The organism is Enterobacter sp. CPE_E1241, from assembly GCF_045618265.1.
GTDB classification, from domain to species: domain Bacteria; phylum Pseudomonadota; class Gammaproteobacteria; order Enterobacterales; family Enterobacteriaceae; genus Enterobacter; species Enterobacter adelaidei.
Map to the genome: position 1 here is coordinate 3,762,592 of NZ_JBIWYV010000001.1, position 16,722 is coordinate 3,779,313.

Consider the following 16,722-nt stretch of genomic DNA (forward strand, 5'->3'; position numbering starts at 1 on the left):
CGTGGATTTCTGTTCTGTTGGTGCAATTATACTGTATGGTCATACAGTATCAAGTATTTTGTAGAAATTGTTGCCAGAGCGTTTTTAACGCGTATTCCGTTGCCTGACGGCGCACGCTTTCGCGATCGCCGCTAAAACACTCCCGGCGGGTGATCCCTTCACCTTTGGACGTGGCAAAACCAAACCAGACTGTGCCAACAGGCTTCACGTCGCTGCCGCCATCCGGGCCTGCGATACCGCTGATTGAAATGGCGTAATCCGCACGCGCCTCTTTGAGCGCACCAATTGCCATCTCAATCACCACCGGTTCGCTGACCGCGCCATGCTGTTCCAGCGTGGATTCACGCACGCCAATCATTTGCGCTTTAGCCTCGTTACTGTAGGTCACAAAGCCACGTTCAAACCAGGCGGAACTACCGGCGATATCAGTAATCACTTTCGCAACCCAGCCGCCAGTACAGGACTCTGCAGTGGTGATTGTCGCACCACGTTTCTTAAGCGCCAGCCCAACTATCTCGCTAAGCTGCATCAATTCATGGTCAGTCATTCTCGCTCCAGGCATCAGAAAAACGTGCAGCACAAGATAGCACTTTCTCGTCAGATATGGGGATGCGCTTCAGGTTTTACGAGGGGGCTTCAGAAAAAAGCCGATGCGGGCGCACCGGCCATTAGAGAATGCTATTTCATGCTGTCGGCGAGGGTATTCACATTGTGACGAAACGCCTTCACGTAGGTGTCTGCCACTCCGCCTTTTGCCGACAGGGCTTCCGGATAAAGTTCACCACCCGGCTGAGCGCCCGTGGCTGACGCAATCTGTTTAACCAGACGCGGGTCGAGCTGGTTTTCCATAAACCAGGTTTTCACGCCGTCCGCTTTAATCTGATTAATAATCTCAGCAACCTGCGCCGCACTGGCTTCGCTCTCTGACGACAGCCCCTGTGGCGCCATAAACGTGACGCCATAGGCCCGGCTGAAATAACCGAAAGCGTCATGACTGGTCAGTACGTTACGCTTCGCCTGTGGGATCTGGCTAAAGCGGGTTTTAGCCCAGTTATCCAGTTGAGTCAGCTGCGCGATATACGGCTTCCCTGAGGCCTCCAGTGCTGCTTTGTCTTCTGGATCGGCTTTTACCAGCCCGTTCAAAATATTTTGTGCATACAGCGCCCCGTTCGCCGCACTGTTCCACGCGTGAGGATCGGTCACGGTCTTTCCATCTTCCTCAAGCGTGTGGGTTTTCACCCCGGTTGAAGCGACGACCAGCTGGCCTTTAAATCCGGAGGCTTTCACCAGACGGTCAAGCCAGCCCTCCAGCCCCAGGCCGTTCACCACCACCACATCGGCCTTGCTCAGCGCCGCGCTGTCTTTCGGCGACGGCTCGAAGGTATGCGGATCGCCGTCCGGCCCCACCAGCGTCGTCACCTTCACATGGTCACCGCCCACCTCCTGGGTAATGTCCCCCAGTATCGAAAAGCTGGTGACCACATTCAGCGTTTTTGCCATCACGCCGTGCGACATCATCCCCAGCGCGAGCGCCACTGCTAATCCTGTACGTTTCATCGTTTCCCCTTGCGTTAAAAAAACGCACGCAGGCTGCCAGCGAGCTGGCTTCGCGTGCCAAATAAAATAGAAATAAAGAAAAGTGCGCTGGCGGTGAGCACAATAGACGGCCCCGCAGGCAGGCTCACAGCCCAGGAAAGGCTTAACCCGAACCATGCACAGAAAATACCGCTCATCCCTGCCATCAGAAGTAATCCAGGTAGGGTGCGTACCCAGCATCGCGCGGCCACGGCGGGTAACATCATCAACCCGACGGCCATCAGCGTGCCAAGCACCTGAAAGCCCGCCACCAGGTTAAGCACCAGCAGCGCCAGAAACAGGCCATGCAACAGACCGGGTAACCAACGGGCATTCACCTGCAGCCACGCCGTATCAAACGCCTCTGTCACCAGCCCGCGATAAAAAACAGCCAGTACGATTAACGTGAAAATACAAACCCCAGCCACAAACAGTGCGGCATCGTTGTCCACGGCGAGAATAGAACCAAACAGCAAATGCAGCAGATCGACATTCGACCCACGCAGCGACACCAGCGTGACGCCTAATGCCAGCGATCCCAGATAGAACCCGGCAAAGCTGGCATCTTCTTTAAGCGGCGTGCGTCGGCTGACCAACCCGGCCACCAGCGCAACGGCAATCCCGGCGATAAAACCGCCGATACTCATCGCCAGCAATGACATGCCGCTGAGCAAATATCCCACTGCGACACCCGGCAAAATGGCATGAGAAAGGGCATCCCCCATCAGGCTCATCCTGCGTAGCTGAAGAAAAACCCCGAGCGCCGTGGTGCTGACCGACAGCGCCAGGCAAACCACCAGTGCGCGCCGCATAAAGCCGTATTCGATAAACGGCTGGAAAAAGAGTTGCCAAATCATGCCACCCTCACCCGCTCGGTTTTCCATTGGGGAACGTCAGCATCCAGCCGTAATGTCTGCGGGAAATGGCGCGAGACGCGTTCACTGTCGTGGAGTACCGCTAACAAGGTTTGTCCCTGCATATACATCTCCAGCATCAAATCCATCAGCACGTTGCAGGTGGCTTCATCGACGCCGGTAAAGGGCTCGTCAAGCATCACCAGCGGCGCCTGCTGCACCAGGACACGGGCAAAAAGCATGCGCTGAAACTGGCCGCCGGAGAGCTCATCTATGGTGGATAGCGCCATGGATTCCAGCCCTACACGCTCAATCGCACCGGCAATCCGCAAGCGTGTTTCACGACGAAAGCCGGATAAAAGCGAAATGCCCGGCCAGCACCCCATACTGACGACGTCCTGCACGGTCAACGGAAATTGCGCTTCCAGCGCGTGGCGTTGTGCCAGCCAGCCAATCACCGGGCGCTTTTCCTGCCAGCGCATACTCCCGCCCACGGGAGCGATAAACCCTGCGAGCGTTTTCAGGAGCGTCGATTTCCCGCAGCCGTTGGCGCCCACGATTGCGGTCATACTCCCGCGTTCAATGACGCCGGATAACGGCCGCGTGACGGGCTGACGTTCATAACCTGCGGTCAGTTCATTCATTACGATCATGGCAGCGCTACCGCCCAGCTCACCGCCAGGCTGAGAAACACAATAATGGCCAGCGCCAGCAGAAGGCTAACTGGCGCAGAGAGCGAAAAAAGGGAAATTGACATCTCGACACCCGCAATAATGTTATAACATAACAATAATGAAAGGTATTGACGTTGTAAATGGTGTGTTTGAAAAGGGAGTGTGGCGAAATGTTTCAGCGAAAAATAGGGGACCATCTTCAGCCCTCTCCACCAGGGAGAGGGCTGAATCAAGCGAGTTACTGACTAAACGGCGACGCTGCAGGCACACGCGCCTGCGATACCGCCAGCCCCAGCTGCCACACGGCCATCGCATAGTGGGTGCTGTGGTTATAGCGGGTGATGGTGTAGAAGTTTGGCAGACCGTACCAGTACTGATAACCGGTACCGATATCCAGACGCAGCAGGCTTGCCTGCTGCGCATTGCCCAGCGGTTGCGTTGGCGTCAGGCCAGCGGCTGCCAGCTGCGAAATGCTGTAGTTGGTTTTGAAGCCGTTTTCCAGCCCCGGCGCCTGGCCGTTAGCCTGCACCGCCACCTGGCCGCCCGGCACCCAGCCGTGCGCTTTGAAGTAGTTCGCCACGCTGCCAATAGCATCCACCGGATCCCACAGGTTGATGTGACCATCGCCGTTAAAGTCGACGGCGTATTGTTTATAGGAGGACGGCATAAACTGGCCATAACCCATCGCACCGGCAAACGAACCTTTCAGATCGAGCGGATCATCTTGCTCATTACGCGCCATCAGCAGGAAGGTTTCCAGCTCGGAAGAGAAATATTCGGCACGGCGCGGGTAGTTAAAGGACAGTGTCGCCAGCGCATCCAGGATGCGGGTTTTGCCCATCACGCGGCCCCAGCGGGTTTCCACGCCGATAATCCCGACGATAATTTCCGGCGGCACGCCGTAGACCTGCCAGGCACGGTTCAGCGCATCCTCATACTGATTCCAGAACACGACGCCATTCTGCACGTTGTCCGGGGTAATAAACTGTTTGCGATAGCGTAACCATGCGCCATTTGGCCCGCTCGGCACCTGGGCCGTCGGTGCCTGTCTGTCCATCAGGCGCAACACGTAATCAAGACGCTTCGCCTGAGATAAAATTTCGTGCAGTTGTTGCCTGTCAAAGCCGTGTTTGCTCACCATTTTATCAATGAACTGCTCGGCCGCCGGGTTATTCGCGAAGTCGCCGCCCATCTGCATCATATTGTGCTGCGGCTCCAGCAGGAATCCTCCGGTAGGCGCGCCTGCCGTTTGCTGAACGGTTTCGGTCTTAGGTTTGCTACTACAGGCAGACAGCAGAATAAGCGCAGGTAACAACGCTGCATAACGACGCTTGAACATGAGACATCCATTTAACGGGTTCGATAAGAGCTCAGTATGGTAAAGCATCCGCAACACCTCAAGGAAGCAGTACGCACCTCCCCCACGCAAATCCTCGCTTTTTTCCACCGAAAATCATTGACCTCATCAATAAACTTTCAAAATAATACATTTTTCTTTCATTGTGAGATCTAACTAACACTTTAAAACCTTTCAAAGTGATTATTATTAGCCCGGTCAGACAAAAACAAAAAACCCCACAGGAGAGAAGAATGATAGAAACCATCACCCACGGCGCCGAGTGGTTCATCGGGCTGTTTCAGAAAGGCGGAGAAGTGTTCACCGGCATGGTGACCGGGATCCTGCCCCTGCTGATCAGCCTGCTGGTGATCATGAACGCGCTGATCAACTTTATCGGCCAGCAGCGCATTGAACGCTTCGCTCAGCGTTGCGCGGGTAACCCACTGTCCCGCTACCTGGTATTACCCTGTATCGGTACCTTCGTTTTCTGCAACCCGATGACCTTAAGCCTCGGGCGTTTTATGCCAGAAAAGTACAAACCAAGTTACTACGCAGCGGCCTCCTACAGCTGCCATTCGATGAACGGTCTGTTCCCGCACATCAACCCCGGCGAGCTGTTTGTCTATCTCGGGATAGCCAGCGGCCTTACCACCCTTGGTCTGCCACTCGGACCACTGGCGGTGAGCTATCTGCTGGTTGGCCTCGTCACCAACTTCTTCCGCGGCTGGGTGACGGACCTCACCACCGCCATTTTCGAGAAAAAAATGGGCATCCAGCTTGAACAGAAAGTCCATCTTTCAGGAGCCACAGCATGAACCGGATCCGTATTGAGAAAGGCACGGGCGGCTGGGGCGGCCCGCTGGAGTTCGACGCAACAGAAGGCAAAAAGATCGTCTACATCACCGCAGGCACACGCCCGGCGATCGTTGACAAACTACGCGAGCTGACCGGCTGGGAAGCGGTTGACGGCTTTAAAGAGGGCGAGCCACCGGAAGCGGAAATCGGCGTGGCGGTGATCGACTGCGGCGGCACGCTGCGCTGCGGCATCTATCCTAAGCGTCGCATTCCGACGGTGAATATTCACTCCACCGGCAAGTCAGGCCCGCTGGCGCAGTACATCCTGGAAGACATTTATGTGTCGGGCGTGAAAGAGGACAACATCACTCTGGTGAATGGCTCCCCTGCCCCACAAAAAGCCACACCGCGTGATTACGACACCAGCAAAAAAATCACCGAACAGAGCGATGGTCTGTTGGCAAAAGTCGGCATGGGCATGGGGTCCGCCGTGGCGGTGCTGTTCCAGTCCGGGCGCGACACCATCGACACGGTGCTGAAAACCATCCTGCCGTTTATGGCGTTCGTCTCGGCGCTGATCGGCATCATCATGGCCTCCGGTCTGGGTGACTGGATTGCCCACGGTCTCGCCCCGCTCGCCAGCCATCCGCTTGGGCTGGTCACACTGGCGCTGATCTGCTCCTTCCCGCTGCTGTCGCCGTTTCTCGGCCCTGGGGCGGTGATTGCTCAGGTCATCGGCGTGCTGATTGGTGTGCAAATTGGCCTGGGTAATATTCCCCCGCACCTTGCTCTGCCCGCCCTGTTTGCCATTAACGCCCAGGCGGCGTGCGACTTCATTCCCGTTGGGTTGTCGCTGGCCGAAGCGCGCCAGGACACCGTGCGCGTGGGCGTGCCGTCCGTGCTGGTAAGCCGCTTCCTGACGGGCGCGCCGACGGTGCTGATTGCCTGGTTTGTCTCTGGCTTTATTTATCAATAAGAGGTTCCTGTTATGACCGTGATTTACCAAACCACCATTACCCGCATCGGCCAGAGCGCGGCGGAGGCACTGAGCGACCAGATGCTGATCACCTTCCGCGAAGGTGCCCCGGCGGATATCGAAGAGTTTTGCTTTATCCACTGCCATGGCGTGCTGAGCGGTGAACTCAAGCCCGGCAGCCAGCTGGAGCTGGGTGAAACGCGTTATGCCGTGACCGCCGTCGGTGAGGTAGCCGAACAAAACCTGCGCGAGCTGGGCCATATCACCCTGCGTTTTGACGGCCAGCCGCAGGCGGAATACCCCGGCACGGTTCACGTCGATGGCCCGGTTCCGCAGGCTGTCACCCCAGGCTGTACATTAAAATTTGTTGCGTAATTAAGGAGAATCACATGAGTCAGGTTGCCGTTGTCATTGGTGGGGGACAAACGTTAGGTGAGTTCCTCTGCCGTGGGCTTGCCGCAGAGGGTTACCGCGTGGCGGTAGTGGATATTCAGAGTGAAAAAGCCGCCCGCGTGGCGGATACCATCAACACCGAGTTTGGCGAAGGAATGGCATACGGGTTTGGCGCCGATGCCACCAGCGAGCAGAGCGTAATGGCGCTTGCCCGCGGTGTGGACGAGATTTTTGGCCGTACCGACCTGCTGGTTTACAGCGCCGGGATTGCAAAAGCGGCCTTTATCAGCGATTTCGAACTGGGGGATTTTGACCGCTCGCTGCAGGTGAACCTCGTGGGTTATTTCCTCTGCGCCCGCGAGTTTTCCCGCCTGATGATCCGCGACGGCATTCAGGGGCGCATTATTCAGATTAACTCGAAATCCGGCAAAGTGGGCAGCAAGCACAACTCCGGTTATAGCGCGGCGAAATTTGGCGGCGTCGGGCTAACGCAGTCTCTGGCGCTGGATCTGGCTGAATATGGCATTACCGTTCACTCGCTGATGCTGGGCAACCTGCTGAAATCGCCGATGTTCCAGTCCCTGCTGCCGCAGTATGCCACCAAGCTCGGCATCAAAGCTGAAGAAGTGGAACAATATTACATTGATAAAGTGCCGCTCAAGCGCGGATGCGACTATCAGGACGTGCTGAATATGCTGCTGTTTTACGCCAGCCCGAAAGCCTCGTACTGCACCGGGCAGTCAATTAACGTCACCGGTGGGCAGGTGATGTTCTGATCGGGCAGGCTGATGCCCTCACCCTAACCCTCTCCCTGTGGGAGAGGGAACACAACAAGGAGCCGATATGGTCACAGCACTCATCACCGTCGCCGCCCTCGCCTGGTTCTGCCAGATGGCTTTCGGCGGCTGGCAGATCCATCAGTTTAACCGCGCGTTTGATGCGCTGTGTCAGAAAGGCCGCGTGGGCGTCGGACGTTCTGGTGGGCGTTTCAAACCACGCGTGGTGGTTGCCGTTGCGCTGGACGAAGATGACAAGGTCTGCGATTCCCTCATCATGCGCGGCATGACCGTTTTCGCCCGCCCGGTGAAAATCCAGGCGATTAACGGACTGTCGTTGCAGGAATTGCAGCCTGATGTGATCTTTCCCCATGATCCACTCTGTCAGAATGCACTATCATTAGCGCTTAATCTGAAACATGGATAATTTCGTTGTGAAAGCTATAGACTTGCGAAATTATCATTTCGCAACCTAAGGAACGAAGCGCCTATGAAACCTCGTCAGCGGCAGGCGGCCATTCTCGAGCATCTGCAAAAGCAGGGAAAATGCTCGGTAGACGATCTGGCCCACTACTTTGACACCACCGGCACGACAATACGCAAAGACCTGGTATTGCTCGAAAACTCTGGCGCCGTCATTCGGACTTACGGCGGTGTGGTGCTCAATAAGGATGAAGCCGACCCGCCTATCGATCACAAAACGCTGATCAACACCCACCAGAAGGCGCTGATTGCCGAAGCGGCGGTGAAATTTATCCACGATGGCGATTCCATCATTCTTGACGCAGGCAGTACCGTGTTGCAAATGATCCCGCTGCTCAGTCGCTTTAACAACATCACGGTGATGACCAACAGCCTGCATATCGTCAACGCCCTCTCTGAATTCGATAGCGAGCAAACCATTCTGATGCCGGGTGGCACCTTCCGTAAGAAATCGGCGTCATTCCACGGCCAGCTGGCAGAGAACGCCTTCGACCACTTCAGCTTTGATAAACTCTTTATGGGCACCGACGGCATCGACCTGAACGCGGGCGTGACCACCTTCAACGAGGTGTTCAGCGTCAGCAAAGCCATGTGCAATGCCGCGCGGGAAGTGATTCTGATGGCAGATTCATCGAAGTTTGGCCGTAAAAGCCCCAATATCGTTTGCAGCCTGGAAAGCGTCGACAAACTGATTACCGACGCAGGTATCGACCCGGCGTTCAAAAAAGCGCTGGAAGAGAAAGGCATCGACGTGATCGTAACCGGAGAGAAAGATGAGTGATTTTCTGTTAAACGCTGGCCGCCAGACCCTGATGCTGGAGCTACAGGAAGCCAGCCGCCTGCCCGAACGCTTGGGCGAGGATTTTGTTCGCGCGGCCAACACCATTATTCAGTGCGAAGGTAAGGTGATTGTCTCCGGGATCGGCAAGTCGGGTCACATCGGTAAGAAAATTGCGGCGACGCTTGCCAGCACCGGTACTCCGGCCTTCTTCGTTCATCCGGCAGAAGCACTGCACGGCGATCTGGGGATGATCGAAAGCCGCGATGTGATGCTGTTTATCTCCTATTCCGGTTCGGCCAAAGAGCTGGATCTCATCATTCCGCGCCTGCAGGAAAAAACGGTCGCTCTGCTGGCGATGACCGGCAAATCCCGCTCGCCGCTGGCGCTGGCAGCCAAGGCCACGCTGGATATTTCCGTTGAGCGTGAAGCCTGTCCGATGCACCTCGCCCCCACATCCAGCACCGTTAATACGCTGATGATGGGGGACGCGCTGGCGATGGCGGTGATGCAGGCGCGCGGCTTTAACGAAGAAGATTTCGCCCGTTCGCATCCGGCCGGAGCGCTTGGGGCACGCCTGCTCAATAAGGTTCACCACCTGATGCGAACTGACGATGCCATTCCGCAGGTCAAACTCGATACCAGCGTGATGGACGCGATGCTGGAACTGAGCCGTACCGGGCTGGGATTGGTCGCCGTGTGTGACAGCGACAGCTTTGTTAAAGGTGTATTTACCGACGGCGATCTGCGTCGCTGGCTGGTCGGCGGCGGCAAGCTGGAATCGCCGGTTTCTGAAGCGATGACCCAGGGCGGGCTGACGTTGAACGCCGACAGCCGCGCCATTGAGGCCAAAGAGGTTCTGATGAAACGTAAAATCACCGCCGCGCCGGTGGTGGATGACAGCGGTAAGCTGTGCGGCGCCATCAACCTGCAGGATTTCTATCAGGCTGGAATTATCTAATCTTTGAGCCCAGGACACTTCGCCAGCCGGTGCAGGTTGGCGAAGTTCAAAAGTCTAAACGCTTTTTTTTACGCAATTTATTCATAAAATAAATACAAATAAGATAAATCATCGCTATCAATCCTTTATTTATTATTCCCATCAATACTTAAAACCGGAACACCTGAAAAACATTGCCCTGTTTTATTCCCTAATAACAATCTACCCTGATCACACATTAACGCGAAAGGGGTATTTCATGGCACATTTCACCGAAGAGCTTAACTATCTCGCTCACTATTTTAAGCAGGTCAGAAAAGCAGAGCACATTTTATTTCGCTGGCTATGGTTGAGTCCTGAAGCTCGTATCGAGCGCCTGCGGGAGCTGATGATTCCGGTAAGCAAACGTGATAACTGAAGGTCTGGCGGCGCTTCTCCTTCAGCAAATGTGTGAAGCGCCACCAGCAAAAACCGGAACAAATAATAGAATGCATCATTGTTTATTTCAGGAATGACTCACCAGAGGAATATAATAAAAATTAATTTATATCGCATCACATTTTCATCTCCCCTGCTTCCACATTAAAATAAAAGCTGTTATTTTCCGATGTGAATTAAGTCTTTTTGGAATCCTCTCTCATGAATGCATTTAGTTATCTTCAACGTCTGGGTAAAGCCCTGATGTTGCCTATCGCCACCTTACCGGTTGCAGCCATATTATTACGCCTCGGCCAGCCTGACGTATTTAATATTCCGTTTATTGCCAGTGCCGGTGGCGGGATCTTCGACAGCCTGCCGCTGTTGTTTGCTCTGGGTATCGCCATTGGTCTGGCAAAAGACAATGCAGGTGCTGCAGCCCTCGCGGGTGCTGTCGGCTTTCTGGTCCTCACCAAAGCCACAGCGGTGATTAACGCCTCCATTAACATGTCCTTCTTTGCCGGGATTATTGCGGGTGTGGTGGCCGGTCACTGCTATAACCGCTTCTCCAATACTAAGCTGCCAGATTTCCTTGCGTTCTTTGCTGGTAAACGTCTGGTGCCCATCATGACCGGGTTAATTTGTCTGTTCATCGCATGGATTTGCGGCTACGTCTGGCCTTCCGTGCAGCACGGCATTGATACCTTCAGTTTGCTGGTGTCCCGTAGCGGTGAGCCCGGCTGGTTTATTTACGGTGTCCTTAACCGCGCGTTAATTCCTTTCGGCCTGCACTACATACTGCATTCCGTCTTCTGGTTCAGCCTCGGTGACTGTCTGAAAGTGACTTACGATGCTGCCAGCGCGGTACATAACATCTGTCTCGCGCCGGACGTGGTGAAAGGTCTGGTCGTTGGCAGCGCCGTGCCTGGTATTGACGGATCCAGCATCACGCAGATTGCCACCGACTTAACCCGGGGCGATCTTAACCGCTTCTTCGCCGGTGACCCGCATGCGGGGGTCTACATGGCCTGGGCATATCCGATCTTTATGGGCGGTCTTCCGGGCGCGGCACTGGCGATGTATTTCGCCGCGCCAAAAGCACGTCGCTCAGCCGTCGGCGGGATGCTGCTCTCTGTCGCCCTGACCGCCTTCCTGACGGGCATTACCGAGCCAATTGAGTTCTCCTTCCTGTTCCTCGCTCCAGCCCTGTATGCCCTGCATGCGGTACTTGCTGGTGTGAGTATGGTGATCGCCAACAGCCTCGGCGTGCTGCATGGCTTTGGTTTTTCCGCCGGGCTTATCGACTTCGTCCTGAACTGGGGTCTTGCCACGAAGCCGTGGCTCCTGATCCCTCTGATTGCTCTGTTCTTTGCGATCTACTTTGTGGTATTCACGTTCGCGATTCGCTTTTTCAAGCTGAAAACGCCGGGTCGCGAAGACGACGACACGGTAACGGGTGATTCTGACGATCAAAACGAGGCCATTGCCCAATACATCTCAGCATTGGGTGGCAAAGATAACCTGAAGATTGTCGATGCCTGTATAACTCGCCTGCGCTTAACGCTCACAGATAACAGCGTGATGGATGAACAGGCGCTGAAATCACTGGGGGCGAAAGGCATTCTGAAAATGGGTACGCAGAACGCGCAGGTGATTCTGGGCCCACAGGCCGAAAGCATCGCGCTGAAGATCCGGGCGCAGATCGAAGCCTGACGCTGCACAATCCTGTTCCCTCTCTCACCGGAGAGGGAATAAAACCGGAACACTTTATATATCCCACCCTTATTTATTCCGCAAAACACCCTACACTCTCACCATTCTCCTTTTGTTACCGGTACGCCGTCATGCGCCAGCTTCAGAAAATCCGACAGTATCAACGGCTTTATCAGCACTACGGCACAGAGCCAAAGCCCACGACCATCGCGGAAGTGGCCGGTGTCGCGTTATGCAGTGAGCGCCATGCACGCACATTGCTGCGCCAGCTTACGCAAAGCGGATGGTTAAGCTGGCAGGCGCAACCAGGACGTGGGCATCGTGCCATCCTGCATTGCCTGACAACCACCAGCGAACTGAGCGCACCGCTGATGCATGCCTGCCTGGAAAAAGGGGACTACCAGAGCGCGTTGCAGCTGGCCGATGGCGACCCGGCTAGCCTGCATCACATCATTACTCCGTTTTTAGGGGGTAAATGGCTTAAACACCAGCCGACGCTCCGTATTCCGTGGTATCGCCCGCTCACCTTGCTTCATCCCGCTTTCCAGCGTCGCCGTGCCGAACAGCATATTATCTGCGCGGTTCACGCTGGGTTGACGCGTTACGTCCCCGGCCACCCGCAACCGGTGGCCGATTTAGCCCATCACTGGGAGAGTAGTGACGACAAACTTCGCTGGCGCTTTTACCTGCGTAGCGGTGCGCACTGGCATAACGGACAAGCGATCAGCGATGAAGATATTCTCGGCGCGCTGCACCAGTTGTTGGCCGATCCCGCACGTAATACAGGGCTAACTCACGTGAGCAAAGTGATGCTTATCGCACCGTGGTGTCTGGAAATCACGCTTAACTCGCCAGACGCCATGCTGGCGCATCGTCTCGCGCATCATGTTTGCCGTTTGCCACATCCGCAACAACCGAATGTGGGTGCAGGCCCCTTTGCAATTGCTCATCATCACTCGCACTATCTGCGCCTTGAGCGTCAGCCGTGGTACTTTGCGACACATCCCCTGCTGCATGCAATTGAGTTCTGGCGAACCCGCGCCGGAACAGAAAAACCGGCATGGATAACCGTTGGTAAAGGAGAAAACGCCCAGGAGTCCATCACCACCACCAGCGGTGGGTTTTCCTGGCTGATGGTGAATGCCCGGTTACCAAAACCGCTGGCCGCCTGGTTACGCCAGGAAATCCAGCATCTTAACCAGCAGTTCATCCGCCGGGATGATGTTGAAACCCGTACGGAAATACTGCCCGGGATCACGACACCCGCGTATCCTGAAGCGCCTGACGTGACGCTTCCACCAGCCCTTTCACTGGTCTGCTATCACACGCCGGTGCTGTGCGATCTCGCCGGCATGCTGCAAACTCGCCTGAAAAAGCGTGGCTGCGACGTCACGATTCACTGGAAAGATCGCGAAGAGTGGCATGCGCCTGACGCGCTGGCGCAAGCGGATATCTTACTGGGGGATTATCTTGCCGGTGAAGTACCGGTCTTTGCGCTGGCAGAGTGGTTTACTGAAGAACCCGCGTGGATCGCCGCGCTGGGTGAGAGCGCGTGGCAAAACGCAAAGCAGACGCTGATGGCGTATTGCGAAAGTGAGGAAACGCTAAGAGCACACTTGCCCGCCTTCTTTCATCGCCTGCTTGAAAGCGGCGCCTGTACGCCGCTTTTCCACTACCGCTATCGCATCAACACGATGGAAAATGTGCAGAACATTGTGCTGACTGCCAGCGGCTGGCTTGATTTCACCCGCGCCTGGCTACCGCCGGCTCAGGAGCGCACGACCAGCGCATCGTAGCCGCGCCAGCGGTAGTTGACCATGGAGATCAGCCAGCAGGCGACAAACAGCCCGACCACCACAAATCCGGCGTTGCCCAGGTTGTCGTTTACCGCGCCAATCACATCCCAGACGCCACCGCTGAGGGCGAATTTATCCATCAGCAGACCCAGCGCTTCCAGCCCGCCAATAAACAGCGCCACCACCACAGATGTCCCGGTAATGGTCATGTTGTAGTAGAGCTTACGTTGCGGTTTGTTAAACGCCCATCCGTAAGCACCGACCATCAACAAATTGTCGAGGGTATCGACCAGCGCCATACCGCTGGCGAAGAGCGCCGGGAAGATCATGATTGACCACACCGACATCCCGTGAGAGGCGCTGGCGGCAGAAATGCCCAACACGCCAATTTCGGTGGCAGTGTCAAACCCCAGACCAAACAGGAATCCGACCAGGTACATCTGCCAGCTTTTGTTGACCAGCCGGAAGGTTGCGCCAAATAACCAGTTCATGACGCCGCCCTGTGCAGGTAACTCTACTTCACTGCTTGTCGCGCGCCCCTTTTTCAGCGCCTGAAAACTGCGCCAGACGCCGCGTAAAATCACCATATTGACCAGCGCCATCGCCAGCAGGAAAGTCGCGGAAACGGCTGTTCCAATCAGACTCCCTGTCTCGTGAAACCATGCCATATTTTTCTGAAACGCCGTAGCGGTGGCAGCAATGGCAATGGAGGCCAGCACCACGATGGTGGAATGACCCAGCGAGAACCAGGTCCCTACGCCGGATGGGCGTTTGCCCTGCTGCATCATCTTACGCGTGACGGTATCAATAGCCGCAATGTGGTCGGCATCCACCGCATGGCGAAGTCCGTAACACCAGGCAAGCAGGCTTGCCGCCATCAACGCCGTGCTGCCGCTGAAGGTTTGCCATGCCCATCCCCAGGCCAGCAGGTTTGCCATTACCAGAGCCAGCAGCAGAAGCGCGGCGCGAGGTTCATTGCGTAAGAGTCGTAACATTTTAAGTCCTTTGTGAACATGACCGGGCGGCGGCGACCACCGCCTGCCCGAAGGAGATCGCTCCGTCACCTGCGGGCAGGCGCGAAGGAAAAAGAAGCGTAAAGTCTGAAAGATAATGACGCAGACGCGCACGCAGCAGGCGGTTGTGTAACACCCCACCGCTGAAGCACACCGTGGAAAGTGATAAACGCATGGCATGCAATTTGACTAATTGCGCCAACCCTTTTGCCAGCGCATCGTGAAACGCCCATGCGCGTTCGCAGGGCTCCGCCTGCCAGTTCAGCCATTGCTGCCAGAAGAGGGAGAGATTATCCACCGAAAGCGTGACCGGGTGCGCGACACCGGCGCACTGTGAAGCCAGTGCTTCCAGCCGGCAAGCCGCTTCACTTTCGTAGCGTTGCGTTTCTATGCCCAGCGCGCAGGCGATTGCATCGAAAAGCCTTCCGCATGACGAGGCCAGCGGCGCATTGACGCCACGCCCGATTGCTGTCGCCAGCAGCGGCCAGTTTTGGCGCTGTACCGCACGCGTTTCCGGGTAGTGCTGCCAGTCAGGCACAAACGCCAGGCAATGTGCGAGTAAATTGCGCCACGGCTGAACGGCCGCCAGATCCCCACCAGGCAACGCCACGGCAGGTAATCCACCGAGATGCTCGCAGTCGCAGTAGTTCACCCGCAGACATTCCCCCCCCCACAGCGCACCGTTCTCGCCCATGCCGATCCCGTCCAGCGTCAACGCGATAACATCGCCACCGTCGAGCGGCCAGCCGTTTTCAGCCAGGCACGCCGCCGCGTGTGCGTGATGGTGCAACACGGTGTCGACCGGCAACGCCTGCTCGTGTGCCCATTGTCGGGTGTGGTAACCCGGATGGGCATCGCACACCACACGCTCCGGTTGAAAGGTATAGATCTGCTGCATCACCGCCAGTGCCGAACGCCACTGGGCTTCGACACCCTCGTCACTGAGATCGCCAAAATGCTGGCTCAGCACGGCCTGGTTCCCGCGCACCAGGCAGAACGTATTTTTCATCTCGCTACCTGTACACAACATAGCGGGTATATTGCTAAAACCTGCAGGCAACGTGATGGCATCCGGTACAAAACCGCGCGCACGGCGCAGCATTGTCCCGTCCTGAAGCAGGACCGAATCATCCATCCTCTGCACAATGTCGCGGTTGTGGAGCAGAAAACCGTCTGCAATCTCCCCAAGCTCGTCCAGCGCCTGCTGATTACTGATGGCGGGCGGTTTGCCGCTGAGATTACCGGAGGTCATCACCAGCGGACGCTGGCAGTCGAGCATGAGCAAATGTTGCAGCGGGTTTGCGGGCAGCATGATGCCTACCGAGTCCAGGCCCGGAGCTATCTCGTCGGGCAACGCGGGCAACCACACCTTTGGCGTGAGCACAATGGGGGCTGCAGGTGAGCATAACAGCGTCTGAATCGCCGTCGGCAGCGCTTCCGCCTGCGGGATCATCACGGCCAGCGGCTTCGAGGGACGCTGTTTGCGCGTTCGAAGTCGCGCGACCGCCTGCGGATTGAGCGCATCACAGGCGAGGTGAAAACCCCCTAACCCTTTGATGGCAACAATGCCACCGTTTTTCAGCATCTCTACCGCAGCGCTTAACGCAGACTCGCGGGTGGCAATGCTGTCTCCCGCACGCCATTCCAGCTCCGGCCCGCAGTCCGGGCAGGCGACGGGCTGCGCATGAAAACGGCGGTCTGCGGGGTTGCGATACTCCGTTTCACACGGTTCGCACAGGGGGAATGTCGCCATCGACGTGGCCGGGCGGTCATAAGGCATGGCGCGGATAATGGTAAAACGCGGACCACAGTGGGTGCAGTTGATAAACGGATAGCGATAACGGCGTTCACGGGGATCGCGCATCTCAGCCAGGCATGCCGGACAGGTAGCGGCATCCGGTACAATCTGGGTGTCCATCGCACCGCCCGCGCTGTGACGGATGGTAAAGTCCTCCGGCACACGCCTCCAGGTGAAGGGCTGCAAGTCGATCGCGTCAATACGCGCCAGCGGTGGGCAGTCCTGGCGCAGCCTCGCGGTAAAGGCCCCCCCATTACCCGCGAGCCGCACCAGCACGCCCTCTCCGTCATTGCAGACGTCGCCGGATAACTGAAGCGACTGCGCCAGTTGCCAGACGAAGGGACGAAACCCGACGCCCTGCACTTTGCCGCGCACGCGCAGCTGTACGCCGTTACTGCACAT

17 protein-coding genes are annotated in these 16,722 nt (G+C 56.5%); 10 read left to right on the top strand and 7 right to left on the bottom strand.

The annotated features are described in order from the left end of the window. Positions 1–49: 49 nt before the first annotated feature. The 5 genes from pncC to mltB form a co-directional block, all read right to left on the bottom strand. A complete protein-coding gene (gene pncC, locus ACJ9Y9_RS18410) occupies positions 50–547 on the bottom strand; it encodes a nicotinamide-nucleotide amidase (RefSeq protein ID WP_028016811.1) in 498 nt (165 codons plus the stop codon). A 131-nt stretch (positions 548–678) separates the two neighbouring features. Then, positions 679–1,557 carry a metal ABC transporter substrate-binding protein gene (locus ACJ9Y9_RS18415; RefSeq protein WP_028016812.1) on the bottom strand — a complete coding sequence of 293 codons (879 nt, stop codon included), beginning with the start codon at positions 1,555–1,557 and terminating at the stop codon, positions 679–681. A 14-nt stretch (positions 1,558–1,571) separates the two neighbouring features. Beyond that, positions 1,572–2,432, bottom strand: a complete 861-nt coding sequence (locus ACJ9Y9_RS18420; protein ID WP_028016813.1) for a metal ABC transporter permease — start codon at positions 2,430–2,432, stop codon at positions 1,572–1,574. Continuing rightward, the gene (locus ACJ9Y9_RS18425; RefSeq protein ID WP_028016814.1) at positions 2,429–3,082 is read right to left on the bottom strand and encodes a metal ABC transporter ATP-binding protein; all 654 of its coding nucleotides are present in this window, start codon (positions 3,080–3,082) and stop codon (positions 2,429–2,431) included. Before ACJ9Y9_RS18425 ends, ACJ9Y9_RS18420 begins: the two co-directional genes overlap by 4 nt. Before the next feature lie 259 nt (positions 3,083–3,341). Further along, positions 3,342–4,442, bottom strand: coding sequence for a lytic murein transglycosylase B (gene mltB / locus ACJ9Y9_RS18430; RefSeq protein WP_028016815.1), 1,101 nt, complete (start codon positions 4,440–4,442; stop codon positions 3,342–3,344). 251 nt (positions 4,443–4,693) lie between these two features. On the opposite strand from mltB, the gene srlA reads away from it, so the two are divergent. The 10 genes from srlA to ACJ9Y9_RS18480 all read left to right on the top strand — a co-directional run bounded on the left by srlA (position 4,694) and on the right by ACJ9Y9_RS18480 (position 13,509). Continuing rightward, positions 4,694–5,257: a PTS glucitol/sorbitol transporter subunit IIC gene (gene srlA / locus ACJ9Y9_RS18435; RefSeq protein ID WP_028016816.1), complete on the top strand. Its 564-nt coding sequence runs from the start codon at positions 4,694–4,696 to the stop codon at positions 5,255–5,257. After that, positions 5,254–6,213 (top strand): PTS glucitol/sorbitol transporter subunit IIB, encoded by a 960-nt coding sequence (locus ACJ9Y9_RS18440; RefSeq protein WP_028016817.1) that lies wholly within the window; start codon positions 5,254–5,256, stop codon positions 6,211–6,213. Before srlA ends, ACJ9Y9_RS18440 begins: the two co-directional genes overlap by 4 nt. A gap of 12 nt (positions 6,214–6,225) precedes the next feature. Then, on the top strand, positions 6,226–6,588 hold the full coding sequence (gene srlB / locus ACJ9Y9_RS18445; RefSeq protein ID WP_028016818.1) for a PTS glucitol/sorbitol transporter subunit IIA: 363 nt from the start codon (positions 6,226–6,228) through the stop codon (positions 6,586–6,588). A gap of 14 nt (positions 6,589–6,602) precedes the next feature. After that, positions 6,603–7,382 carry a sorbitol-6-phosphate dehydrogenase gene (srlD, locus tag ACJ9Y9_RS18450; protein WP_023294411.1) on the top strand — a complete coding sequence of 260 codons (780 nt, stop codon included), beginning with the start codon at positions 6,603–6,605 and terminating at the stop codon, positions 7,380–7,382. A 67-nt stretch (positions 7,383–7,449) separates the two neighbouring features. Beyond that, positions 7,450–7,809, top strand: a complete 360-nt coding sequence (gene gutM / locus ACJ9Y9_RS18455; protein ID WP_028016819.1) for a transcriptional regulator GutM — start codon at positions 7,450–7,452, stop codon at positions 7,807–7,809. A 63-nt stretch (positions 7,810–7,872) separates the two neighbouring features. Further along, the gene (locus ACJ9Y9_RS18460; protein WP_028016820.1) at positions 7,873–8,646 is read left to right on the top strand and encodes a DNA-binding transcriptional repressor; all 774 of its coding nucleotides are present in this window, start codon (positions 7,873–7,875) and stop codon (positions 8,644–8,646) included. Then, positions 8,639–9,604: an arabinose-5-phosphate isomerase GutQ gene (gene gutQ, locus ACJ9Y9_RS18465; RefSeq protein WP_028016821.1), complete on the top strand. Its 966-nt coding sequence runs from the start codon at positions 8,639–8,641 to the stop codon at positions 9,602–9,604. Before ACJ9Y9_RS18460 ends, gutQ begins: the two co-directional genes overlap by 8 nt. Positions 9,605–9,842: 238 nt before the next feature. Next, the gene (locus ACJ9Y9_RS18470) at positions 9,843–10,001 is read left to right on the top strand and encodes a hypothetical protein (protein ID WP_164881322.1); all 159 of its coding nucleotides are present in this window, start codon (positions 9,843–9,845) and stop codon (positions 9,999–10,001) included. A 221-nt stretch (positions 10,002–10,222) separates the two neighbouring features. Next, a complete protein-coding gene (gene nagE, locus ACJ9Y9_RS18475) occupies positions 10,223–11,713 on the top strand; it encodes an N-acetylglucosamine-specific PTS transporter subunit IIBC (protein ID WP_028016822.1) in 1,491 nt (496 codons plus the stop codon). 131 nt (positions 11,714–11,844) lie between these two features. Next, the gene (locus ACJ9Y9_RS18480) at positions 11,845–13,509 is read left to right on the top strand and encodes an SgrR family transcriptional regulator (RefSeq protein WP_028016823.1); all 1,665 of its coding nucleotides are present in this window, start codon (positions 11,845–11,847) and stop codon (positions 13,507–13,509) included. On the opposite strand, the gene ACJ9Y9_RS18485 is transcribed toward ACJ9Y9_RS18480, so the two are convergent. Continuing rightward, positions 13,482–14,504: a HoxN/HupN/NixA family nickel/cobalt transporter gene (locus ACJ9Y9_RS18485; RefSeq protein WP_028016824.1), complete on the bottom strand. Its 1,023-nt coding sequence runs from the start codon at positions 14,502–14,504 to the stop codon at positions 13,482–13,484. The genes ACJ9Y9_RS18480 and ACJ9Y9_RS18485 overlap by 28 nt on opposite strands. Position 14,505: 1 nt before the next feature. Then, positions 14,506–16,722, bottom strand: a complete 2,217-nt coding sequence (hypF, locus tag ACJ9Y9_RS18490; RefSeq protein WP_028016825.1) for a carbamoyltransferase HypF — start codon at positions 16,720–16,722, stop codon at positions 14,506–14,508.